We start from the raw sequence: 16,706 nt of genomic DNA on the forward strand, positions 1-16,706 counted from the left end.
CGCGCGGAATCGGCCGACGCGAACCGCTGCGACGCGAGTCTTTATGACCGTCCGCCGTGAGCGTAGCGCAGCCATGTCGGAGACGAGCGGCGAGTACACCGGCGACGGCGGCCCGGCCGCGGACGCCGAGATCTGCGAGCGGCCGGCCGAGTTGCTGCGGGAGTTGATCCGGTTCGACACGACGAACCCGCCGGGGGCCGAGCGCGCCTGCGTCGAGTGGATCGAAGGACTCCTCGCCGACGCCGGGGTCGAAGCGGAAGCGTACGCGACGGAGCCGGAGCGCCCGAACCTCGTCGCCCGGCTGCCGGGCGGCGACGCGCCGACGCTCATGCTGTACGGCCACGTCGACGTGGTCCCGACCGCGGATCAGGCGTGGACGCACCCGCCCTTCGCGGGCGTCGAGGAGGGCGGCTTCGTGTGGGGTCGCGGCGCGCTCGACATGAAGGCCGGCGTGGCGATGTTCGTCGCCGCGTTCCTCCGGGCGGTCCGCGAGGGGGTCGACCCCGCCGGCGACGTGCTGCTGTGTATCCTCTCCGACGAGGAGGGCGGCGGCGACGCGGGCGCCGGCTACCTCGTCGACGAACACCCGGACCTGTTCGAGGACGTCCGCTTCGCGCTCGGCGAGTTCGGCGGCTACCCGATGGACCTCGGGGGCGCGCGGCTCTACCCGGTGCAGGTGAACGAAAAGCGGCTCTGCTGGCTGCGCGCGACCATCGAAGGGCCGGGGGGACACGCCTCCTATCCGAGCCGCGGGGACGCGATGGGACGCCTCGGTGGGGCGCTGACGGCGCTCGACCGCGAGCGCCTGCCGTACCACCTGACGCCGCCCGTAGAGGAGATGCTCGACCGGATGGCTGAGGCGGTCGGCGAGCCGACGAGCGAGGCGCTCGCCGACCTCAAGTCCGCCGACTCCGTCGAGGCGGCGCTCTCGGCGTTCGGCGAGGACGCCGGGACGTTCGAGGCGCTCCTGCACAACACGGCGAACGCGACGATCGTCCGCGGGGGCGGTAAGGAGAACGTCATTCCCTCGCGGGTGGAACTCACGATCGACAGTCGGCTGCTTCCGGGCCAGACCGCCGACGACGTCCTCGCCGAACTCCGCGACCTCCTCGGCGACGGGATCGAGTTCGAGATCCTCAGGTACGAGGAGGGGCCCGCGGAGACGGACCTCGGGCTGTTCGACGTGCTCGGCGGCGTTCTCCGGGACGCCGAACCGGACGCCGTTCCCGTCCCGTTCGTGCTCCCGGCGGTCACCGACGCCCGCCACTTCGCGCGCGTCGGCGTCCAGACGTACGGATTCACACCGATGAACCTCCCCGCCGATTTCGACTTCCTCGAACTCGTCCACGCGGCCGACGAGCGGATCCCCGCGGAATCGGTCTCGTTCGGCAGCGACGCGGTCTACGAGACGATCCGGCGGTACGACGCGGACGGCTGACGGCGGTAACGCGCCGTCGACGGCGGCGCGCGCGTCGGCCGACCGTCGGATAACCTTCACGTTCGTTCAATATGATCCCGTGAAGTCGACAACGGTCCCGTTCTCAGCCGATCGTCGGACGTATTTTTGGAATATTTCTAATTCACTTGCGATCTCGCGAATTCATTTGCGAATCGTTGGCAAGATTCTCAACTATAGTAAATTATTTACGAAAACCCTATAACTCGGGCGGGAGACGTTTCGTCCATGCACAGGAGGGTTCGACCGTGAGCACGCTGCAGCACGACCCCCGAGATCAGGTACGAGTTCTCGACGAGGACGGCGAGGTGGTCGGGGAGGTACCGGACCTCTCCGACGGGGAGCTCGTGGAGATGTACCGACAGATGCGGCTGGCCCGGCACTTCGACCGGCGGGCCGTGAGCCTCCAGCGACAGGGGCGAATGGGGACGTACCCGCCGCTGTCCGGACAGGAGGGCGCGCAGATCGGCAGCGCCCACGCGCTGGACGCGGACGACTGGATGTTTCCCAGCTACCGCGAACACGGCGCGGGCGTCGTCCGCGGACTGCCGCTGAAGCAGACGCTCCTCTACTGGATGGGACACGAGGACGGCAACAGGATGGACGAGGGCGTGAACATCTTCCCCGTCGCCGTGCCGATTTCGACGCAGATCCTCCACGCCACGGGGGCCGCGTGGGCGTCGAAGCTCAAGGGGGAGAACAACGCCTTCATCTGCTACTTCGGCGACGGCGGCACGAGCGAGGGCGACTTCCACGAGGGGTTGAACTTCGCGGGCGTCTTCGACACGCCGAACGTCTTCTTCTGCAACAACAACCAGTGGGCGATCTCCGTGCCCCGCGAGCGCCAGACGGCGAGCGAGACGATCGCGCAGAAGGCGATCGCCTACGGCTTCGACGGCGTGCAGGTCGACGGGATGGATCCGCTCGCCGTCTACGCGGTCACCCGCGCGGCCGTCGAGAAGGCGAAGAACCCGGAGGAGGGTCAGCGCCGACCGACGCTCGTCGAGGCGGTCCAGTACCGCTTCGGCGCGCACACGACCGCCGACGACCCGACGGTGTACCGCGACGCCGACGAGGTCGAGCGGTGGAAGGCGAAAGATCCCATTCCGCGGCTCGAAGCGTTCCTCCGAAACACCGGCCGCCTCGACGACGAGTCGATCGAGAGCGTCCGGCAGTCGGTCGAAGACGAGGTCGCGGAGGCGATCCACGCGGCGGAGGCCGTCGAACGGCCGCGACCGGAGGAGATATTCGAGTACATGTACGAATCGATCCCGGAGGACCTGCGCGAGCAGCGAGCGCTGCTCGAAGCGCTCCGAGAGCAGTACGGCGACGAAGCGTTCCTGAGGGAGTGACATGGCGACGCAACAAACCGCGACACAGAACCTGACGCTCGTACAGGCGGTCCGCGACGGCCTGTACACCGAGATGAACCGCGACGACGACGTGCTCGTCATGGGCGAGGACGTCGGCAAGAACGGCGGCGTCTTCCGCGCCACCGAGGGGCTGTACGACGAGTTCGGGCCCGACAGGGTGATCGACACGCCGCTCGCCGAGTCGGGCATCGTCGGCACCGCCATCGGCATGGCGGCGTACGGGTTGAAGCCCGTACCCGAGATCCAGTTCATGGGCTTCATCTACCCGGCGTTCGACCAGATCGTCAGTCACGCCGCCCGCCTCCGCACCCGGAGCCGCGGGCGGTTCACCTGCCCGCTGGTCGTCCGCGCGCCCTACGGCGGCGGCATCCGCGCGCCCGAGCACCACTCCGAGTCGAAGGAGGCGTTCTTCGCGCACGAGCCGGGGCTGAAGGTCGTCATCCCGAGCACGCCGTACGACACGAAGGGGCTCCTCGCCTCGGCCATCCGCGACCCCGACCCGGTGATCTTCCTCGAACCCAAGCTGATCTACCGCGCCTTCCGCGGCGAGGTTCCGGAGGAGGAGTACACGGTTCCGATCGGCGAGGCCGCCGTTCGGCGCGAGGGAACCGACGTCTCCGTGTTCACGTGGGGCGCGATGACCCGACCGACGCTCGACGCGGCGGAGAACCTCGCCGAGGACGGCATCGACTGCGAAGTGGTGGACCTGCGGACGATGTCGCCGCTCGACCGCGAGACGATCGTCGAGTCGTTCAAGAAGACGGGACGGGCGGCCGTGGTGCACGAAGCGCCGAAGACCGGCGGGCTCGGCGGCGAGATCGCCTCGATAATTCAGGAGGAGGCGCTCCTGTACCAGGAAGCGCCGGTCGAGCGGATCGCGGGCTTCGACACGCCGTTCCCGCTGTACGCGCTGGAGGACTACTACCTCCCGTCGGTCGCGCGGGTCGAAGAAGGTATCCGGGGCGCCGTGGAGTTTTGAACGATGGCGACGAAGGAATTCAAACTGCCGGACGTGGGCGAGGGCGTCGCGGAGGGCGAACTCGTCTCGTGGCTCGTCGAACCCGGCGACGGGGTCTCCGAGGACCAGCCGGTCGCCGAGGTCGAGACGGACAAGGCGCTCGTCGAGGTGCCGTCGCCGTACGACGGGACGGTGAAGGAGCTGCTCGCGGAGGAGGGCGAGATGGTCCCCGTCGGGGACGTCATCATCACATTCGACGTGGACGGCGAGGAGGACGAAGCGGCGAGCGCCGAGGCGCAGGAACGCGCCGACGAGCCGGCCGATCTGGCCGAGACCGACGGAGAGGAAGGCGACGAGGCGACGGCCACGGCCGAGACCGACGAGGTGGGGACGCCCGGCGGCCGCGTCTTCGCGGCTCCGAGCGCCCGACGGCTCGCCCGCGAACTCGGCGTCGACATCGGGGGCGTGGCGGGAAGCGGTCCCGGCGGACGCGTCACCGACGCCGACGTGCGCGCGGTGGCGGAGGAAGGCGACGACGCCGAGGCCGAGCCGTCCGGCCCGCGCGACGCGGACGTGGGCGGACAGGCCGCCGTCACGAAGCGTGCGGAGTCGCGGGACGGCGAAGGACCGACCGGTCCGGCACCGGACGCGGCCGGACGCGATCGGACGCTGGCCGCGCCGGCCACGCGACGGCTCGCGGAGGAGGAAGGGATCGACATAAACGACGTGCCGGCGACCGAGGAGCGCGACGGGCAGCCGTTCGTCACGCCCGCCGCCGTGACGGAGTACGCGGCGGCTCAGCGGGCGGCCCGCGAGGCGGAGGTCGAAGCCGAGGCCGAGCCGGTCGAGGCCGCCGAAGCGGCCGAAGCGGCGGCCGAGACGACGACCGCGGCCGCTGCCGAAGGCGAGGAGGAGCGCGTCCCCTACCGGGGCGTCCGACGCACCATCGGCCAGCAGATGGAGCGGTCGAAGTACACCGCGCCGCACGTCACCCACCACGACACGGTCGCCGTCGACGGGCTGGTCGAGTTGCGCGAGGAGTTCAAGGAAGTCGCGGAGGAGCGCAGCGTGAGGCTCACGTACATGCCGTTCGTGATGAAGGCGCTCGTGGCGGCGCTGAAGGAGTACCCGGTGCTCAACTCGACGCTGGACGAGGAGAACGAGGACGAATCGGCGGTCGTCCTCAAGAAGTATTACAACATCGGCATCGCCGTCGCCACCGACGCCGGGCTGATGGTGCCCGTCGTGAAGGACGTGGACCGGAAGTCGATCCTGCAACTGGCCCGCGAGGTGAACGACCTCGCCTCCCGCGCTCGCGAGCGGAAAGTCACCCGCGAGGAGCTGCAGGGCGGCACGTTCACTATCACGAACTTCGGCGCGATCGGCGGCGAGTACGCGACGCCGATCATCAACTACCCCGAGACGGCGATCCTGGGCCTCGGCGCGATCGAGAAGCGTCCTGTGGTGGAAGAACGCGAGATTCCGGAGGAATCTCGTGACGCGAACGGTGAAACCGTGAGCGACGTCGTCGTCGCCCGCGAGACGCTGCCGCTGTCGCTCTCGATCGACCACCGCGTCATCGACGGCGCGGACGGGGCGGCGTTCACGAACCGCGTGATGGAGTACCTGCGGAACCCGAAGCTGCTGCTCATCGAATAATGGTCGTCGGAGACATCTCAACCGGAACGGACGTACTGGTCATCGGCGCCGGACCGGGCGGCTACGTCGCCGCCATCCGCGCCGCGCAGCGCGGGCTGGACACCACGCTGGTCGAAAAGGACGCCTACGGCGGCGTCTGCCTGAACCGGGGCTGCATCCCCTCGAAGGCGTACATCACCGCGGCGGACCTCGCCTACGAGGCGGGCCACGCCGAGGAGATGGGCATCCACGCCGATCCCGTCGTGGACATGGCGGGAATGCTCGACTGGAAGAACGGCGTCGTCGACCGCCTGACCGGGGGCGTCGAGAAGCTCTGCAAGGCGAACGGCGTGAACCTCGTCGAGGGGACCGCGACGTTCGCCGACGAAAACCGCGTCCGCGTCGCCCACGGCGGCGACGGACAGGGGTCGGAGACGATCGAGTTCGAACACTGCATCGTCGCCACCGGGAGCAAGACGATCGAGATCCCGAACTTCAGCTACGCTGACGACCCGGTGATCGGGTCGAAAGAAGCGCTGGAACTCGACTCGATCCCGGACCGTCTCGTCGTCGTCGGCGCGGGCTACATCGGAATGGAGCTGTCGACCGTCTTCGCCAAACTCGGCACGGAGGTGACGGTCGTCGAGATGCTCGACGACGCCCTGCCGGGCTACGAGGACGACGTCGCACGCGTCGTGAAACGGAAGGCGAAGGACCTCGGCGTCGAGTTCCACTTCGGCGAGGGGGCGAAGGAGTGGCGCGAGTCGGGCGACGGCGGCATCCAGGTCGTCACGGAGGACGAAGACGGCGAGGAGTCGGCGTACCCGGCGGACAGGGTGCTCGTCGCGGTCGGTCGACGGCCGATCACGGACACGCTCGACCTGGAGAACGCCGGGCTCTCGACGAACGACGGCGGCTTCCTCGAAACAGACGACCGCGCGCGGACGGAGAAAGAGCACATCTTCGCCGTCGGCGACGTGGCCGGCGAGCCGATGCTCGCGCACAAGGCGTCGACGGAGGGCATCGTCGCCGCCGAGGTCATCGCCGGCGAACCCGCGGCGCTCGACCACCAGGCGATCCCCGCCGCGGTGTTCACCGATCCCGAGATCGGCACCGTCGGCATGACCGAGGCGGAAGCGGAGGAGGCCGGCTTCGATCCGGTCGTCGGGGAGATGCCGTTCAACGCCAGCGGACGCGCGCTGACGACGAACCACACGGAGGGATTCGTCCGGATCGTCGCCGACGACGACGCGGGGTTCGTCCTCGGCGCGCAGATCGTCGGCCCCGAGGCGTCGGAACTCGTCGCCGAGGTCGCGCTGGCGATCGAGATGGGCGCGACGCTTGAGGACGTCGCCTCGACGATCCACACCCACCCGACGCTCGCGGAAGCCGTGATGGAAGCGGCGGAGAACGCGCAGGGGCAGGCGATTCACACGCTGAATCGGTGACTCGCTGCGCGCCCGCGGCGGGCGCGTGGCCGCACGGCCGCACGACCGCACTTCGCTCGGGCGGATTCGTACTCGAACACGGTCGCACCCGAACGCTGCCGCGTCCGAATCTCATCGCGTCGAAATAACCCTCTTATACGAGGGCGCGAAGCATTACACAGTGAGCGAAATTCTCCTCGCCGTCGGATTGATCGTCGCCGTCTTCGTCGGATTCAACATCGGCGGCTCGAACACCGGCGTCGCGTTCGGCCCGGCCGTCGGCAGCGGCGCGGTGTCGAAGATCGGCGCGGGCGTCCTGATGACCGGTTTCGCCCTGCTCGGCGGCTGGACTGTCGGGCGACGCGTCGTCGACACGCTCGGCTCGGAACTCGTGAGCGGCGACCCGTTCACGCTCGCGTCGAGCATCGCGGTGCTGTTTTTCATCGGCACCGCGCTGTTCGTTTCGAACGTCTTCGGCGTCCCGGCGTCGACCTCGATGACCGCCGTCGGGGCCATCGCCGGACTCGGGCTGGCGACGGGACGGCTGAACACGGGCATCATCCTGGAGATCATCTCGTGGTGGCTCGTCTCGCCGGTCATCGGGTTCTGGATCAGCGCGGTGATCGGCAGGTACGGCTACGACTGGCTGGCCGCGCGGATCGCCATCAAACGCAGCGACGGGCCGCTCGTGGAGTTCGGTCCGTACCCGCGACTCGGACCGGAGACGACGCCGCGGGAGTTCGGCGGGACGTTACTCGTGATCGGAATCGCCTGTTACATGGCGTTCTCGGCGGGCGCGTCGAACGTCGCCAACGCCGTCGCCCCCCTCGTGGGCAACCGGTCGCTCACGATGAACCAGGGCATCCTGCTCGCGGCGGGCGCGATGGGACTCGGCGCGCTCACCATCGCGCGGCGGACGCTGGAGACGATGGGCAACGACCTCACCGAACTGCCGCTCGTCGCCGCGCTCGTCGTCGCCGCGGTCAGCGCATCGCTCGTGACCGTCCTCTCGGCGCTGGGCGTCCCGGCCAGTTTCGTCGTCATCGCCACGATGAGCATCGTGGGCCTCGGGTGGGGGCGGGCCACGAGGGCCGAAGGGCCGCTCGAACCACTGGAGACGCCGGACGCCGCGGACGCGGCGGTGGCCGCCGAACCGATCGAACAGGCCGGGACGAACGAGGCCGAACCCCAGACCGCGGCCGAACTCTACCGACCGGCGACGACGGCGCGAGTCATCGTGCTGCAGAACCTCGTCCCGGCGATCGCGACCGTCGTGGCGTACGTCGTATTCAGGTACGGCCCGGTGATGTGACGACGCGATCGGCCGCACGAGGCTTCGAGGACGCCGACGAGAGCGACGCGTTTTCGATCGACGCGGCGGTCGGATCGGAAAACTGCCGCGAGAACAGCAAAGTCTAATGGGATGGCCGCCGAACCGCAGGCTGATGCCCACGGTAGAATACCTCAACTACGAAGTGCTCGACGACCAGGGTTGGGATCTAAACGACGACGACCTCTTCGGCCAGGCTGCCGACGCGGGCCTGAGCGACGAGGACTACGGCACGCTCGACGTGAACGAGGGCGAGTACATCCTCGAAGCCGCGGAGGCGCAGGGCTACGACTGGCCGTTCTCCTGCCGGGCCGGCGCCTGCGCGAACTGCGCGGCCATCCTGAAGGAGGGCGAGATCGAGATGGACATGCAGCAGATCCTCTCGGACGAGGAGGTCGACGACAAGAACGTCCGCCTCACCTGCATCGGCAGCCCGGCCGCCGACGAGGTCAAGATCGTCTACAACGCGAAGCACCTCGACTACCTGCAGAACCGCGTCATCTAATTAACGGCGTAAAACGCTCGTTTAACAAACCACCCCTCTCACGGGGTTTGGATACTCTCGAAATCGTCGATTTCACCGCCGAGAGGGCGCCTCAAGCCTATCTAAGAGTATCTCTTAGCTGCGGACAGAACATTTTTCTGAAATCATTAGCGAGCTACCGATAGTGTATCAGTGAGCGGTGAGAGTGAGCGATCTCACCTCCCTACTATTGGGGATTCCACTACAGGGTTTCGGGCGGGTTATTTGCCAACGTTGTTGAGGGCGCTGTTCAATTCGAAGAGTTCTCGAACAACGTCGCTATCTGCGACCCGGTAGCGGCGTGGGGAGGTGTTCGGGACTTCTTCGATCAGTTCGACTTCCAGCAGTAGATCCGTGTAGTTGCCTACGGTCTGCCGCGTAACGCCCGCGTGCTCCGCGAACTCTGTTTTGTTGAATTCCCGATTGGGCGGTAGGTCAAGCAGCGCATCCACGAGAATCGGAATCGCGTCGTGCTGTGTGAGGTGGAACCACCCGCTGGGGTGGTCCTTGCGGAGTTCCTTTTTTTGCTCGCGGCCGCCCTCCGTGTGCTCCGTACTGCTCATACAGGGTTCAGGCTACGCGAGTTCATAAGCGTTTCCACCACTGTTAACTCCCATTAACAGTATTTATACGTTGGTAGTTCAATACTCCGAGTATGCAGAAGCCGTCGGTGAGATGCGCCCTCTTGGCGACGATGATTGCGAAACACAAGTGGGAGACACCGATCACGAAGGAAGATCTTCTTAGCCTTTCAGCTATCGACGGCGACTACCCGACCGCGCGCGATGTTTACGATGATCTCCGAAGTGAGCCGTACATCACCTACCGTGGTAATCGGGGAATCGAACTCGATACGAGTAACTTCGGCATCCTTGCTGACGTTCTCTATCACGAGTGTAAATGGGAGAAATGGGAGATAGACAGCCGTCTGAAACACTACGAAGGGATAGAAGATCACGACTGGGCCTAGTCAGGCGAATCCCCTCAGGGCTTGCCCCGAGGCACTCGGGCTGCTCCGCCTGTAGACCCGCGTCATCTACATCTAGGTCTCGACGTGGCCCGAACGGGCCACCCAAACCGATTTTCTAGCGAGCGTCCCCTCCCCGATAACCGCTTTTATACGACTGGCCGTTCCACCGACGGGCCGTGGTCGCGGATCGTCCGAGGCGACGAAAGACACATCGTCTCCCGTTCGAACCACTCGGTATGAGCTGGCGAGGCGTCCTCTTCATCAGCACGATTTTCTGGGTCGTGGGCGCGGCGTATCTCCTCAAGCCGCAGGCGACGTTCCGGTTCGAGCACGCGCCGTTCGGCCCGGACGGGGACGGGCTCACCGAGGAGGGAGAGAAGGCTTACAGACGCGCGGGCCTCGCCTGGATCGTCGGTGGGTTCGTAGTCGCCGTCTTGGGGCTGACGCTGTAGCCACTCGCCGACTCGATCGCAGTCACCGCGACGCGGATCGGGCGGCATCGGGGAGTTCGTCCCACCCGACCACCTCGCCGCCGTGTTCGTCGGCGAACGCCGCGGCGTCGTCGCCGTCGGAAAAGGGAACGAACGCCGGTCCCATCGCCCCCCGGACGCCGCTGTCGACGACGTACCGCAGTTCGGTCGCGTCCGCGAAGGCGTCGTCGGCGGCGTGGGTCGTCACGTACCGCTCGCCCTCGCGCGTCTCCAGGTCGTAGTCGACGCGCGAGCAGTCGGCGACGAACGCCTCTCGGAGTTCCCAGCCGCGGTCCCGGCGCTCCTCGTGGTAGGTCACGAGTTCGACGACGCTGTCGAACCTGGCGGGGGGATCCTCCGGTTTTCCGTCGGCGTAAAACAGCTGGCCCGCGACGCCGTACGCCTCGCCGATCACCATCCCGCAGGCGTCGCACTCGCGACCGTCGAGATCGATCGAGTCGGCGGGTGCGTCGTCGCGCCCCTCGCGTTCGTCGCCGGCCAGACAGCCCGCCGCGCCGGCGACGCCGACCCCGGCGATTCCGACCAGCAGCCGACGACGGGTCGACCCGACGTCCGCCATCACACTCGCCTCCGGCGGATGCAGATCGCGGCCGCCGCGATCGGACCGGCGATCCACGCGGCCAGCGCCGCGACGAGGACCGATCCCGAGAGACCGGCGCTCGCGAGAACCGCGGCGAAGCCGGCGTCGCCGCCCGCGCCGAGCGCGCCGAGGACGAGCGCGCGGTAGACGCCGGTCGGGTTCGCGACGAGCAGCGCCGACACCGCGGCGTCGGGGAGGTCAAACGCCGAGAGCACGCCGAGCGCGAGCAGGTCGTGGACGAGGACGAACCACGCCCAGAGGAGCAGCGAGAGTCCGAGCGCGTGGGTTTTCTCGCGGGCGAGCGTCGACAGCAAGATCCCGAACGCGAGAAACGCGACGCCGAGAGCGACCGTCGCGAGCAGAAAGCCGACGTAGGTGTCGAAGCCGTCGAGGCCGAACTCCAGCAGGAGGAGGCCGCCGGTGATCCCGAACCCGATGACGACCGCGCTCGCGAACACGACCACCCGCCCGAGGACGGTCCCGACGACGATCCGGGACCGATCGACCGGCAGCGCGAACAGCGCCTGGAGCCAGCCGCTCTCCTCGCGACCCACGACCGCGTCGTAGCCGAACGCGAGCGCCACCAGCGGCACGAGGTAGACGGCGATCACGGCGAGACTGGCGACGGTTCGGTCGAACCCCTCGGGGGCGACGCTCGCGCCGCTGAAGGTCGCGAGTCCGAGGGAGAACGTGGCGAAGATCGCGGTCATCGCGAGCGCCCAGCGGCCCCGAACGGCGAGGCGGTACTCGGTCTCGGCGACGACCAGAACCTGGCGGCACCAGCCCCGGGCTGCGCCGACGCTGGTCGATCCGAGGGCGGTCTCGTACCCCCCGTCCGGGCGCTGGGCCGCGTCGTCGGACGTCACGGCTCCGCCCCCTCCGAGGCCGTCCCGGCGGCTGCGTCGGTTCCGCGGCGTTCGTCGGATCCGTCACGCGCGCCGGTTTCGACGTGTGCGTCGCCTCCGACGTCCCCGCGCGCGACGATCTCGTGGAACGCCGCTTCGAGCCCCGGCTCCCGGATCTCGAATCGCTCGACGCGCTCGCGGTCGAGCGAGCCGAGGAGGTCGAACGCGTCCGCGCGGTCGCAGGTCGCTTCGAGCCAGTCGCCGGCGGTCGCGGTCGGACCGTACCGCCGGATCGACTCGCGAAGCGCCGCGGGATCGCCGGCAGGCCGAACGCGGACGGTGATCGAATCCCCGCCGGCACCGCGGATCTCGTCGATCGAACCGGTCGCGCACAGTCGGCCGTCCCGCAGGACGGCGATCCCGTCGCAGAGGCGTTCGACCTCCGAGAGGGCGTGCGAGGCGACGACGACGGTCGCGTCGGTCTCGCGGTCGATCCGCTCTACGATCCCGTGGAACGTCGCGACCCCGCGGGGGTCGAGTCCGGCGGTCGGTTCGTCGAGGACGAGCACCGGCGGCCGCGCGAGCAGCGCCGCGGCGAGACCGAGCCGGCGGCCCATCCCGTTCGAGTAGCCCGAGACGGCGCGATCTGCCGCGTTCGCGAGGCCGACGACCGCGAGCGACTCCGCGATCCGCTCTCGACGGCCGTCGATCCCGCGGAGGCGGGCGTGGACGTCGAGCACCTCGCGGCCGGTCATCGATCCCGGAAAGCCGGCGCGGTCGGGCAGGAATCCGATCCGCTCTCGGACGCGGTTCCCCGCGCGGGAGACGTCGAGGCCGCCGACTTCGAGCCGCCCCTCGTCGGGATCGTCGTGGCCGACCAGCAACCCGAACAGGGTGGTCTTGCCCGCCCCGTTCGTCCCGAGAACGCCGAAGGTCGACCCGGACGGCACCTCGAAGGAGACGCCGTCGAGGGCGACCACGTCGCCGTATCGCTTTCGAACGTCAGTGATCGTGAGTTTCATAGTAGGACTCCCAGTCGTCGTGGTTCGGTTCGGCGAGCGGTCGGTGGTCGACGATGCCGGGCGATTCGACGACCGGGAACGAACTCTCCGCGAGCCGGATCGCGTCGAACGCGGGGCTGTCGGCGAACGCCGCCGCCCGGGGCCGGTCTCGGACGAGCCGCTCGACGGCACCGGCGGGCTGGTGGCGGACCTCGCTCGTCCCGTCGTCGTCGAGGTCGACCGCGCTCGCGTCGGACCAGTAGTTGCCGGCGTCGGTGCCGTTCCAGCGTTCCTGTTCCGTCGTCTCGGCGAACGCCGACACGTCGTTCGCGATGAAGCTGTTGCCCGCGACGCGTTGGCCCCTGCTGCCGGCCGCGATGTGGATCCCGACGTCGTTTTCGAGGACGAGGTTGTCGGCGAGGTCGTTGTCTTGCGCGTTGTGGACGTAGAAACCGTCGCCGTTGGCGACGAGGTCGTTGCCGCTGATCTCGCTGTCCTCGACGTCCTTCAGTTGAATCCCGTGGCCGCTCCCCTCGTCGTTCCCGACGGCCGTATTGTTCACGAGCGAAAGCTCCTCGGAGACCATCAACGCGAAGCCGATGTGGTTGTCGAAGGCGGTGTTGTTCTCGAGGTGGTTGTCGTTCGAGTACATGTAGTGGACGCCGTAGCGGAGGTCCCACACGACGTTGTCCTCCGCGCGGACGCCCTCGGACCACGAGTAGTAGATCCCGTCTCGCGTCCGTGTGATGGCGTTGTCCTCGACGACGGCGTCGTCGACCTCCCAGAGGTGGATGCCGTTGCCCCGCTCGTTGGCGGACAGCTCCTCGTCGCCGGCGATCTCCGCGCCCTCGACGGTCGCTCCGTCGACGCCGTCGACCCAGATCCCGAAGGTGACCTCGGTGAGTCTGATCGCCGACAGGGTCGCGTCCGAGTCGTTGACGAAGACGCCGGCGTCCTCGTCGCTGCGGTCCGTCCCCGAGTTGCGGAGCCAGACGTTTTTCACGGTGACGTTCGCGGCCTCGACCGCGAGGACCGAGCCGTCGCCGCCGCCGTCGATCAGCGCGCCGTCGCGTTCGGCCGCCTCGACGGTCACCCCCGGCGTCTCGACGGTCACGGTCTCGTCGAACCGCCCGTCGAGGACGACCGTCTCGCCCCGGTCGGCGGCGTCGACGGCCGCCTGGACGGAGTCGTACTCCTCGCCGTCGACGGTCGCGACGCCCGGCGCGTCGGGTTCGTGGGCGTCGGTCACGTCCGGCGCGTCCGGCCGCCAGTTCTCGGTCGTCTCGTCCCACGCGGGACCGTCCGTCCCCGCGACGGCCGAGCCCGCGACCGAACATACCAGCACCGCCGCGGCGACGACGGCGAAGTACCGTTCTCTCACGGCGGCTCACCGTCCGGAGGCGCGTCGCCGATCCGGGTCGCGGCCGACCCGTCCCCGTTGGCCGCGGAGCCGTCCCGGTCGCCGGCGCCGCGGCGCGAAATGCGATCCCGGAGCCGGCGTCGCCCAGCGCGAAGGAGCGTCGGAACGTCTGCGACGGTGGCCGTCGAGTCGCGGAGGGAGAACGCGACGGCGAGCAGGGCGAGCGCGCCGACCGCCACGTAGCCGCCGGGACCGAAGCCGGCGCTGCCGCTGATGTTCGCGACCTCGTAGCTGCCGAGGACCGGCGGCGTGAACCCGTCGATCCCTTCGAGCGGCGCGTCGGGATCGAGGGCGTGGCCCGCCTGGTGGAGCCGGTACTGGACGCCCGCGAGCATCGTCCCGAAGACCGCGACCGTCGAGACGAAGAGGACGGTCAGTCCCCGAGAGATCCTGTCCGACGGCAGGACTGCGACGACCGCGGCGGCGACGGCGCCGCCGACGAACGCCACCGGAGCGAGCACCCACTCGGGGACGTCGACGGCCGCGTCGTGTACCTCGTAGTTCGGCTCGACGTACACCGGGTCCGGGTAGTAGAACCCGACGTACTTGTTGAGCGCGCTCACCTCCTCGAAATCCCCCGCCAGTCGCGGATAGGCGTACAGTTCGACCGTGAGCGGATCGACGTACTGGGGCGCGCTGAGCGTGATCTTCCACACCGGAACCGAGAGGGCGGCCACCAGCAACCCGGCCGTGACGACTGCGAGCGCCCGACGCAGTTCCAGCATCCGTGAGAGGCGGAGCATCGGCGATCACCCGCTCGGTTCGACCAGCAGCCGCGCCCGCATTTCGAGGTGCAGCGCGCTGCAGAAGTACGCGCAGTACATCCAGTAGACGCCCGGCCGGTCGGCGGTGAACGTCACCTCCGACGTCTCCTGCGGTGCCATCTTGATGTTGATGTCGTACTCCGGGATCGCGAGCGAGTGCAGCATATCGGAGGTCTCCTCGATGTTCGAGACGGTGAACGTCACCTCGTCGCCCTCGGTCACCGTGACGTCCGGATAGCCGAACTCGTTTCGCACGGAGGTCATCCGGACGTGGACGCGCCCGTCCTCGCGGGTGATATCGTCCTCGCCGGCCGCGACGAACTCGGCGTCGGAATCGGCCGGATCGTAGACCGCCGCGGGATCGAGCTTGTCCGCCTTCACGATCGAGGCGTCGTGCGGCTCCGCGTACGCCGGAGTGTCTTTCACCAGCTGCATCCCCTCCTCGTCGTCGCCGATGTAGATCAGCTGGTCGTTTTCCGGGTGCATCGGCCCGACCGGGAGGAACCGATCCTTCGAGAGCTTGTTCAAAGAGATCAGCCAGTCGCCCTGCGGTTCGGCCGTGTACGACTCGGAGGCGATCAGGTGTCCGGGGTTGTAGTGGACGTCGATTTTCTCGATCACGGGGTCCTCGGACCCCTCCTCGGCCTCGACGGCCGCTTCGATGTCCCACTTGACGACCTGCGAGTCGATGAAAAGCGTCGTGTACGCGTGCCCTCGGCCGTCGTAGGCCGTGTGTAGCGGTCCGTTCCCGACGCTCGGACGGCCGACGATCGCCTCGGTCGGATCGTCGACCTCGTCGAGCCGTTCGATGTCGACGACGGAACACGTCGGGTCGAGCTTGCCGCTCGCGATGGCGTACTTTCCGTCAGGCGTGACGCTCACGCCGTGGGGACTCTTCGAGACGTCGACGTAGTGGACGATCGGCTCGTCGCCGCGGTTGAGCGGGCTGTCCCGGCGACCGTCGACGACCGGGACGCCCCCGATCTCCTCGTAGTCGCCGTTTTCGACGGCGTCCTCGATCAGGAGGGTGTCGAACGCCTTCAGGTAGTCCGTGTCCGAACCCGTCATCTCGCTCGGAGAGACCGCCTCCTCGCTGTTGTAGCCGGTCGCGAAGAACCAGCGGCCGTTCTTCCCGCCGTCGCCGTTGTCCATGTTGCCGTCGACGAGCACCTGCCAGGCGACGTCCCACGAGTCGGGGTCGATCGCCGTCAACACCGAGGTGTACGACCCCGGATCGTCGAGGTCTCGGCCGTCGTTCGGCATCGGGACGCGGAACTCGCCGACGCCGAACACGAGGTCCGTGTCGGGAAGCCGAGCGCACGCCCCGTGGACGCCCTGCGTGTTCGGAATGTCGACGATCGCGTCCGTCTCGAAGTACGTGAGGTCGATCCGGGCCATTCGGCCGTTGGCCTTGTCGTTGACGTATGCGAAGCGGCCGTCGTAGTCGTTGTCCGTCTGGCTCAACCGCGGGTGGTGGACGTCGCCCCAGGAGTAGCCGCCGGCCTCTTCGAGCATCGTCCGCGTCTCGTCGTCGTAGCCGTACCCCCGCGCGCTCTCCCGGCCGAACACCGGGATGCGCATGAGCTGACGCATCGAGGGGAGGCCGTACACCCGCACCTCGCCCGAGTGGCCCCCGCCGAGGAACGCGTAGTACTCGTCGTGTTCCCCCGGCGGGACGTCCCCGCGCGAACTGTTCACGTCGTCGTCGCTTCCCCGGTCGAGAACGCTCGTACAGCCGGCGAGCGACCCGATCGCGCCGGCCGCCATCCCCGCTTTCACGAAGTCCCGACGCGGAAGGCGGGGGAAGAGGGGTTCGCGATCGTCGGCCGGGCCGTCGTTCGAGCGCCGCTCGTTTGCAGTGTTCGCGTCTGACATCGGATTCACCGGCGGAGATCTGCGACCGAACCGGCCGACGACGTCCCCGCCACGA

At 68.3% G+C, this 16,706-nt stretch carries 16 protein-coding genes; 9 read left to right on the forward strand and 7 right to left on the reverse strand.

The window, feature by feature from the left end; genetic code table 11:
- Positions 1 to 73 precede the first annotated feature (73 nt).
- From C3L37_RS07720 to fer, 7 genes are all read left to right on the forward strand, one after another.
- Positions 74 to 1,438 carry a M20/M25/M40 family metallo-hydrolase gene (locus C3L37_RS07720; protein ID WP_129114042.1) on the forward strand — a complete coding sequence of 455 codons (1,365 nt, stop codon included), beginning with the start codon at positions 74 to 76 and terminating at the stop codon, positions 1,436 to 1,438.
- Between the two features lie 266 nt (positions 1,439 to 1,704).
- Positions 1,705 to 2,808 (forward strand): pyruvate dehydrogenase (acetyl-transferring) E1 component subunit alpha, encoded by a 1,104-nt coding sequence (gene pdhA / locus C3L37_RS07725; RefSeq protein ID WP_129114043.1) that lies wholly within the window; start codon positions 1,705 to 1,707, stop codon positions 2,806 to 2,808.
- Position 2,809: 1 nt separating this feature from the next.
- A complete protein-coding gene (locus C3L37_RS07730; protein ID WP_129114044.1) occupies positions 2,810 to 3,808 on the forward strand; it encodes an alpha-ketoacid dehydrogenase subunit beta in 999 nt (332 codons plus the stop codon).
- Between the two features lie 3 nt (positions 3,809 to 3,811).
- Positions 3,812 to 5,446, forward strand: a complete 1,635-nt coding sequence (locus tag C3L37_RS07735) for a dihydrolipoamide acetyltransferase family protein (protein WP_129114045.1) — start codon at positions 3,812 to 3,814, stop codon at positions 5,444 to 5,446.
- Positions 5,446 to 6,873, forward strand: coding sequence for a dihydrolipoyl dehydrogenase (gene lpdA, locus C3L37_RS07740; RefSeq protein WP_129114046.1), 1,428 nt, complete (start codon positions 5,446 to 5,448; stop codon positions 6,871 to 6,873). Before C3L37_RS07735 ends, lpdA begins: the two co-directional genes overlap by 1 nt.
- A gap of 160 nt (positions 6,874 to 7,033) precedes the next feature.
- Entirely contained in the window at positions 7,034 to 8,164 is a 1,131-nt protein-coding gene (locus tag C3L37_RS07745) for an inorganic phosphate transporter (protein ID WP_129114047.1), read from the forward strand.
- A gap of 133 nt (positions 8,165 to 8,297) precedes the next feature.
- Positions 8,298 to 8,687, forward strand: coding sequence for a ferredoxin Fer (gene fer / locus C3L37_RS07750; RefSeq protein WP_129114048.1), 390 nt, complete (start codon positions 8,298 to 8,300; stop codon positions 8,685 to 8,687).
- Positions 8,688 to 8,926: 239 nt separating this feature from the next.
- On the opposite strand, the gene C3L37_RS07755 is transcribed toward fer, so the two are convergent.
- On the reverse strand, positions 8,927 to 9,268 hold the full coding sequence (locus tag C3L37_RS07755) for a hypothetical protein (RefSeq protein WP_129114049.1): 342 nt from the start codon (positions 9,266 to 9,268) through the stop codon (positions 8,927 to 8,929).
- A 92-nt stretch (positions 9,269 to 9,360) separates the two neighbouring features.
- Between C3L37_RS07755 and C3L37_RS07760 the strand changes: the two genes are divergently transcribed.
- Together C3L37_RS07760 and C3L37_RS07765 are read left to right on the forward strand one after the other, a co-directional pair.
- Entirely contained in the window at positions 9,361 to 9,675 is a 315-nt protein-coding gene (locus tag C3L37_RS07760) for a hypothetical protein (RefSeq protein WP_129114050.1), read from the forward strand.
- A 236-nt stretch (positions 9,676 to 9,911) separates the two neighbouring features.
- On the forward strand, positions 9,912 to 10,127 hold the full coding sequence (locus tag C3L37_RS07765) for a hypothetical protein (RefSeq protein WP_129114051.1): 216 nt from the start codon (positions 9,912 to 9,914) through the stop codon (positions 10,125 to 10,127).
- Between the two features lie 22 nt (positions 10,128 to 10,149).
- Here C3L37_RS07765 and C3L37_RS07770 read toward each other — a convergent pair whose 3' ends face one another.
- From C3L37_RS07770 to nosZ, 6 genes are read right to left on the reverse strand one after another with little or no spacing between them, the layout of a single operon-like run.
- Positions 10,150 to 10,725, reverse strand: a complete 576-nt coding sequence (locus tag C3L37_RS07770) for a nitrous oxide reductase accessory protein NosL (protein WP_129114052.1) — start codon at positions 10,723 to 10,725, stop codon at positions 10,150 to 10,152.
- Positions 10,725 to 11,612 (reverse strand): ABC transporter permease, encoded by an 888-nt coding sequence (locus tag C3L37_RS07775; protein ID WP_228546170.1) that lies wholly within the window; start codon positions 11,610 to 11,612, stop codon positions 10,725 to 10,727. Before C3L37_RS07775 ends, C3L37_RS07770 begins: the two co-directional genes overlap by 1 nt.
- The gene (locus C3L37_RS07780) at positions 11,609 to 12,613 is read right to left on the reverse strand and encodes an ABC transporter ATP-binding protein (protein WP_129114054.1); all 1,005 of its coding nucleotides are present in this window, start codon (positions 12,611 to 12,613) and stop codon (positions 11,609 to 11,611) included. Before C3L37_RS07780 ends, C3L37_RS07775 begins: the two co-directional genes overlap by 4 nt.
- Positions 12,594 to 13,973, reverse strand: coding sequence for a nitrous oxide reductase family maturation protein NosD (nosD, locus tag C3L37_RS07785; RefSeq protein WP_129114055.1), 1,380 nt, complete (start codon positions 13,971 to 13,973; stop codon positions 12,594 to 12,596). Before nosD ends, C3L37_RS07780 begins: the two co-directional genes overlap by 20 nt.
- Positions 13,970 to 14,755: a hypothetical protein gene (locus C3L37_RS07790; RefSeq protein ID WP_228546171.1), complete on the reverse strand. Its 786-nt coding sequence runs from the start codon at positions 14,753 to 14,755 to the stop codon at positions 13,970 to 13,972. The genes nosD and C3L37_RS07790 overlap by 4 nt, the downstream gene beginning before the upstream one ends.
- Before the next feature lie 6 nt (positions 14,756 to 14,761).
- Entirely contained in the window at positions 14,762 to 16,651 is a 1,890-nt protein-coding gene (nosZ, locus tag C3L37_RS07795; RefSeq protein WP_129114056.1) for a TAT-dependent nitrous-oxide reductase, read from the reverse strand.
- Between the last annotated feature and the right edge of the window lie 55 nt (positions 16,652 to 16,706).

Origin of the sequence: Halegenticoccus tardaugens, from assembly GCF_004116405.1 — an archaeon.
GTDB classification, from domain to species: domain Archaea; phylum Halobacteriota; class Halobacteria; order Halobacteriales; family Haloferacaceae; genus Halegenticoccus; species Halegenticoccus tardaugens.

Excerpts from the sequence above, each read along its gene's own strand:
- C3L37_RS07720 (WP_129114042.1), top strand. The coding sequence starts at position 74 with ATGTCGGAGACGAGCGGCGAGTACACCGGCGACGGCGGCCCGGCCGCG.
- C3L37_RS07730 (WP_129114044.1), top strand. The coding sequence starts at position 2,810 with ATGGCGACGCAACAAACCGCGACACAGAACCTGACGCTCGTACAGGCG.
- C3L37_RS07735 (WP_129114045.1), top strand. The coding sequence starts at position 3,812 with ATGGCGACGAAGGAATTCAAACTGCCGGACGTGGGCGAGGGCGTCGCG.
- lpdA (WP_129114046.1), top strand. The coding sequence starts at position 5,446 with ATGGTCGTCGGAGACATCTCAACCGGAACGGACGTACTGGTCATCGGC.
- fer (WP_129114048.1), top strand. The coding sequence starts at position 8,298 with ATGCCCACGGTAGAATACCTCAACTACGAAGTGCTCGACGACCAGGGT.
- C3L37_RS07755 (WP_129114049.1), bottom strand. The coding sequence starts at position 9,268 with ATGAGCAGTACGGAGCACACGGAGGGCGGCCGCGAGCAAAAAAAGGAA.
- C3L37_RS07760 (WP_129114050.1), top strand. The coding sequence starts at position 9,361 with ATGCAGAAGCCGTCGGTGAGATGCGCCCTCTTGGCGACGATGATTGCG.
- C3L37_RS07765 (WP_129114051.1), top strand. The coding sequence starts at position 9,912 with ATGAGCTGGCGAGGCGTCCTCTTCATCAGCACGATTTTCTGGGTCGTG.
- C3L37_RS07770 (WP_129114052.1), bottom strand. The coding sequence starts at position 10,725 with ATGGCGGACGTCGGGTCGACCCGTCGTCGGCTGCTGGTCGGAATCGCC.
- C3L37_RS07780 (WP_129114054.1), bottom strand. The coding sequence starts at position 12,613 with ATGAAACTCACGATCACTGACGTTCGAAAGCGATACGGCGACGTGGTC.
- C3L37_RS07790 (WP_228546171.1), bottom strand. The coding sequence starts at position 14,755 with ATGCTCCGCCTCTCACGGATGCTGGAACTGCGTCGGGCGCTCGCAGTC.
- nosZ (WP_129114056.1), bottom strand. The coding sequence starts at position 16,651 with ATGTCAGACGCGAACACTGCAAACGAGCGGCGCTCGAACGACGGCCCG.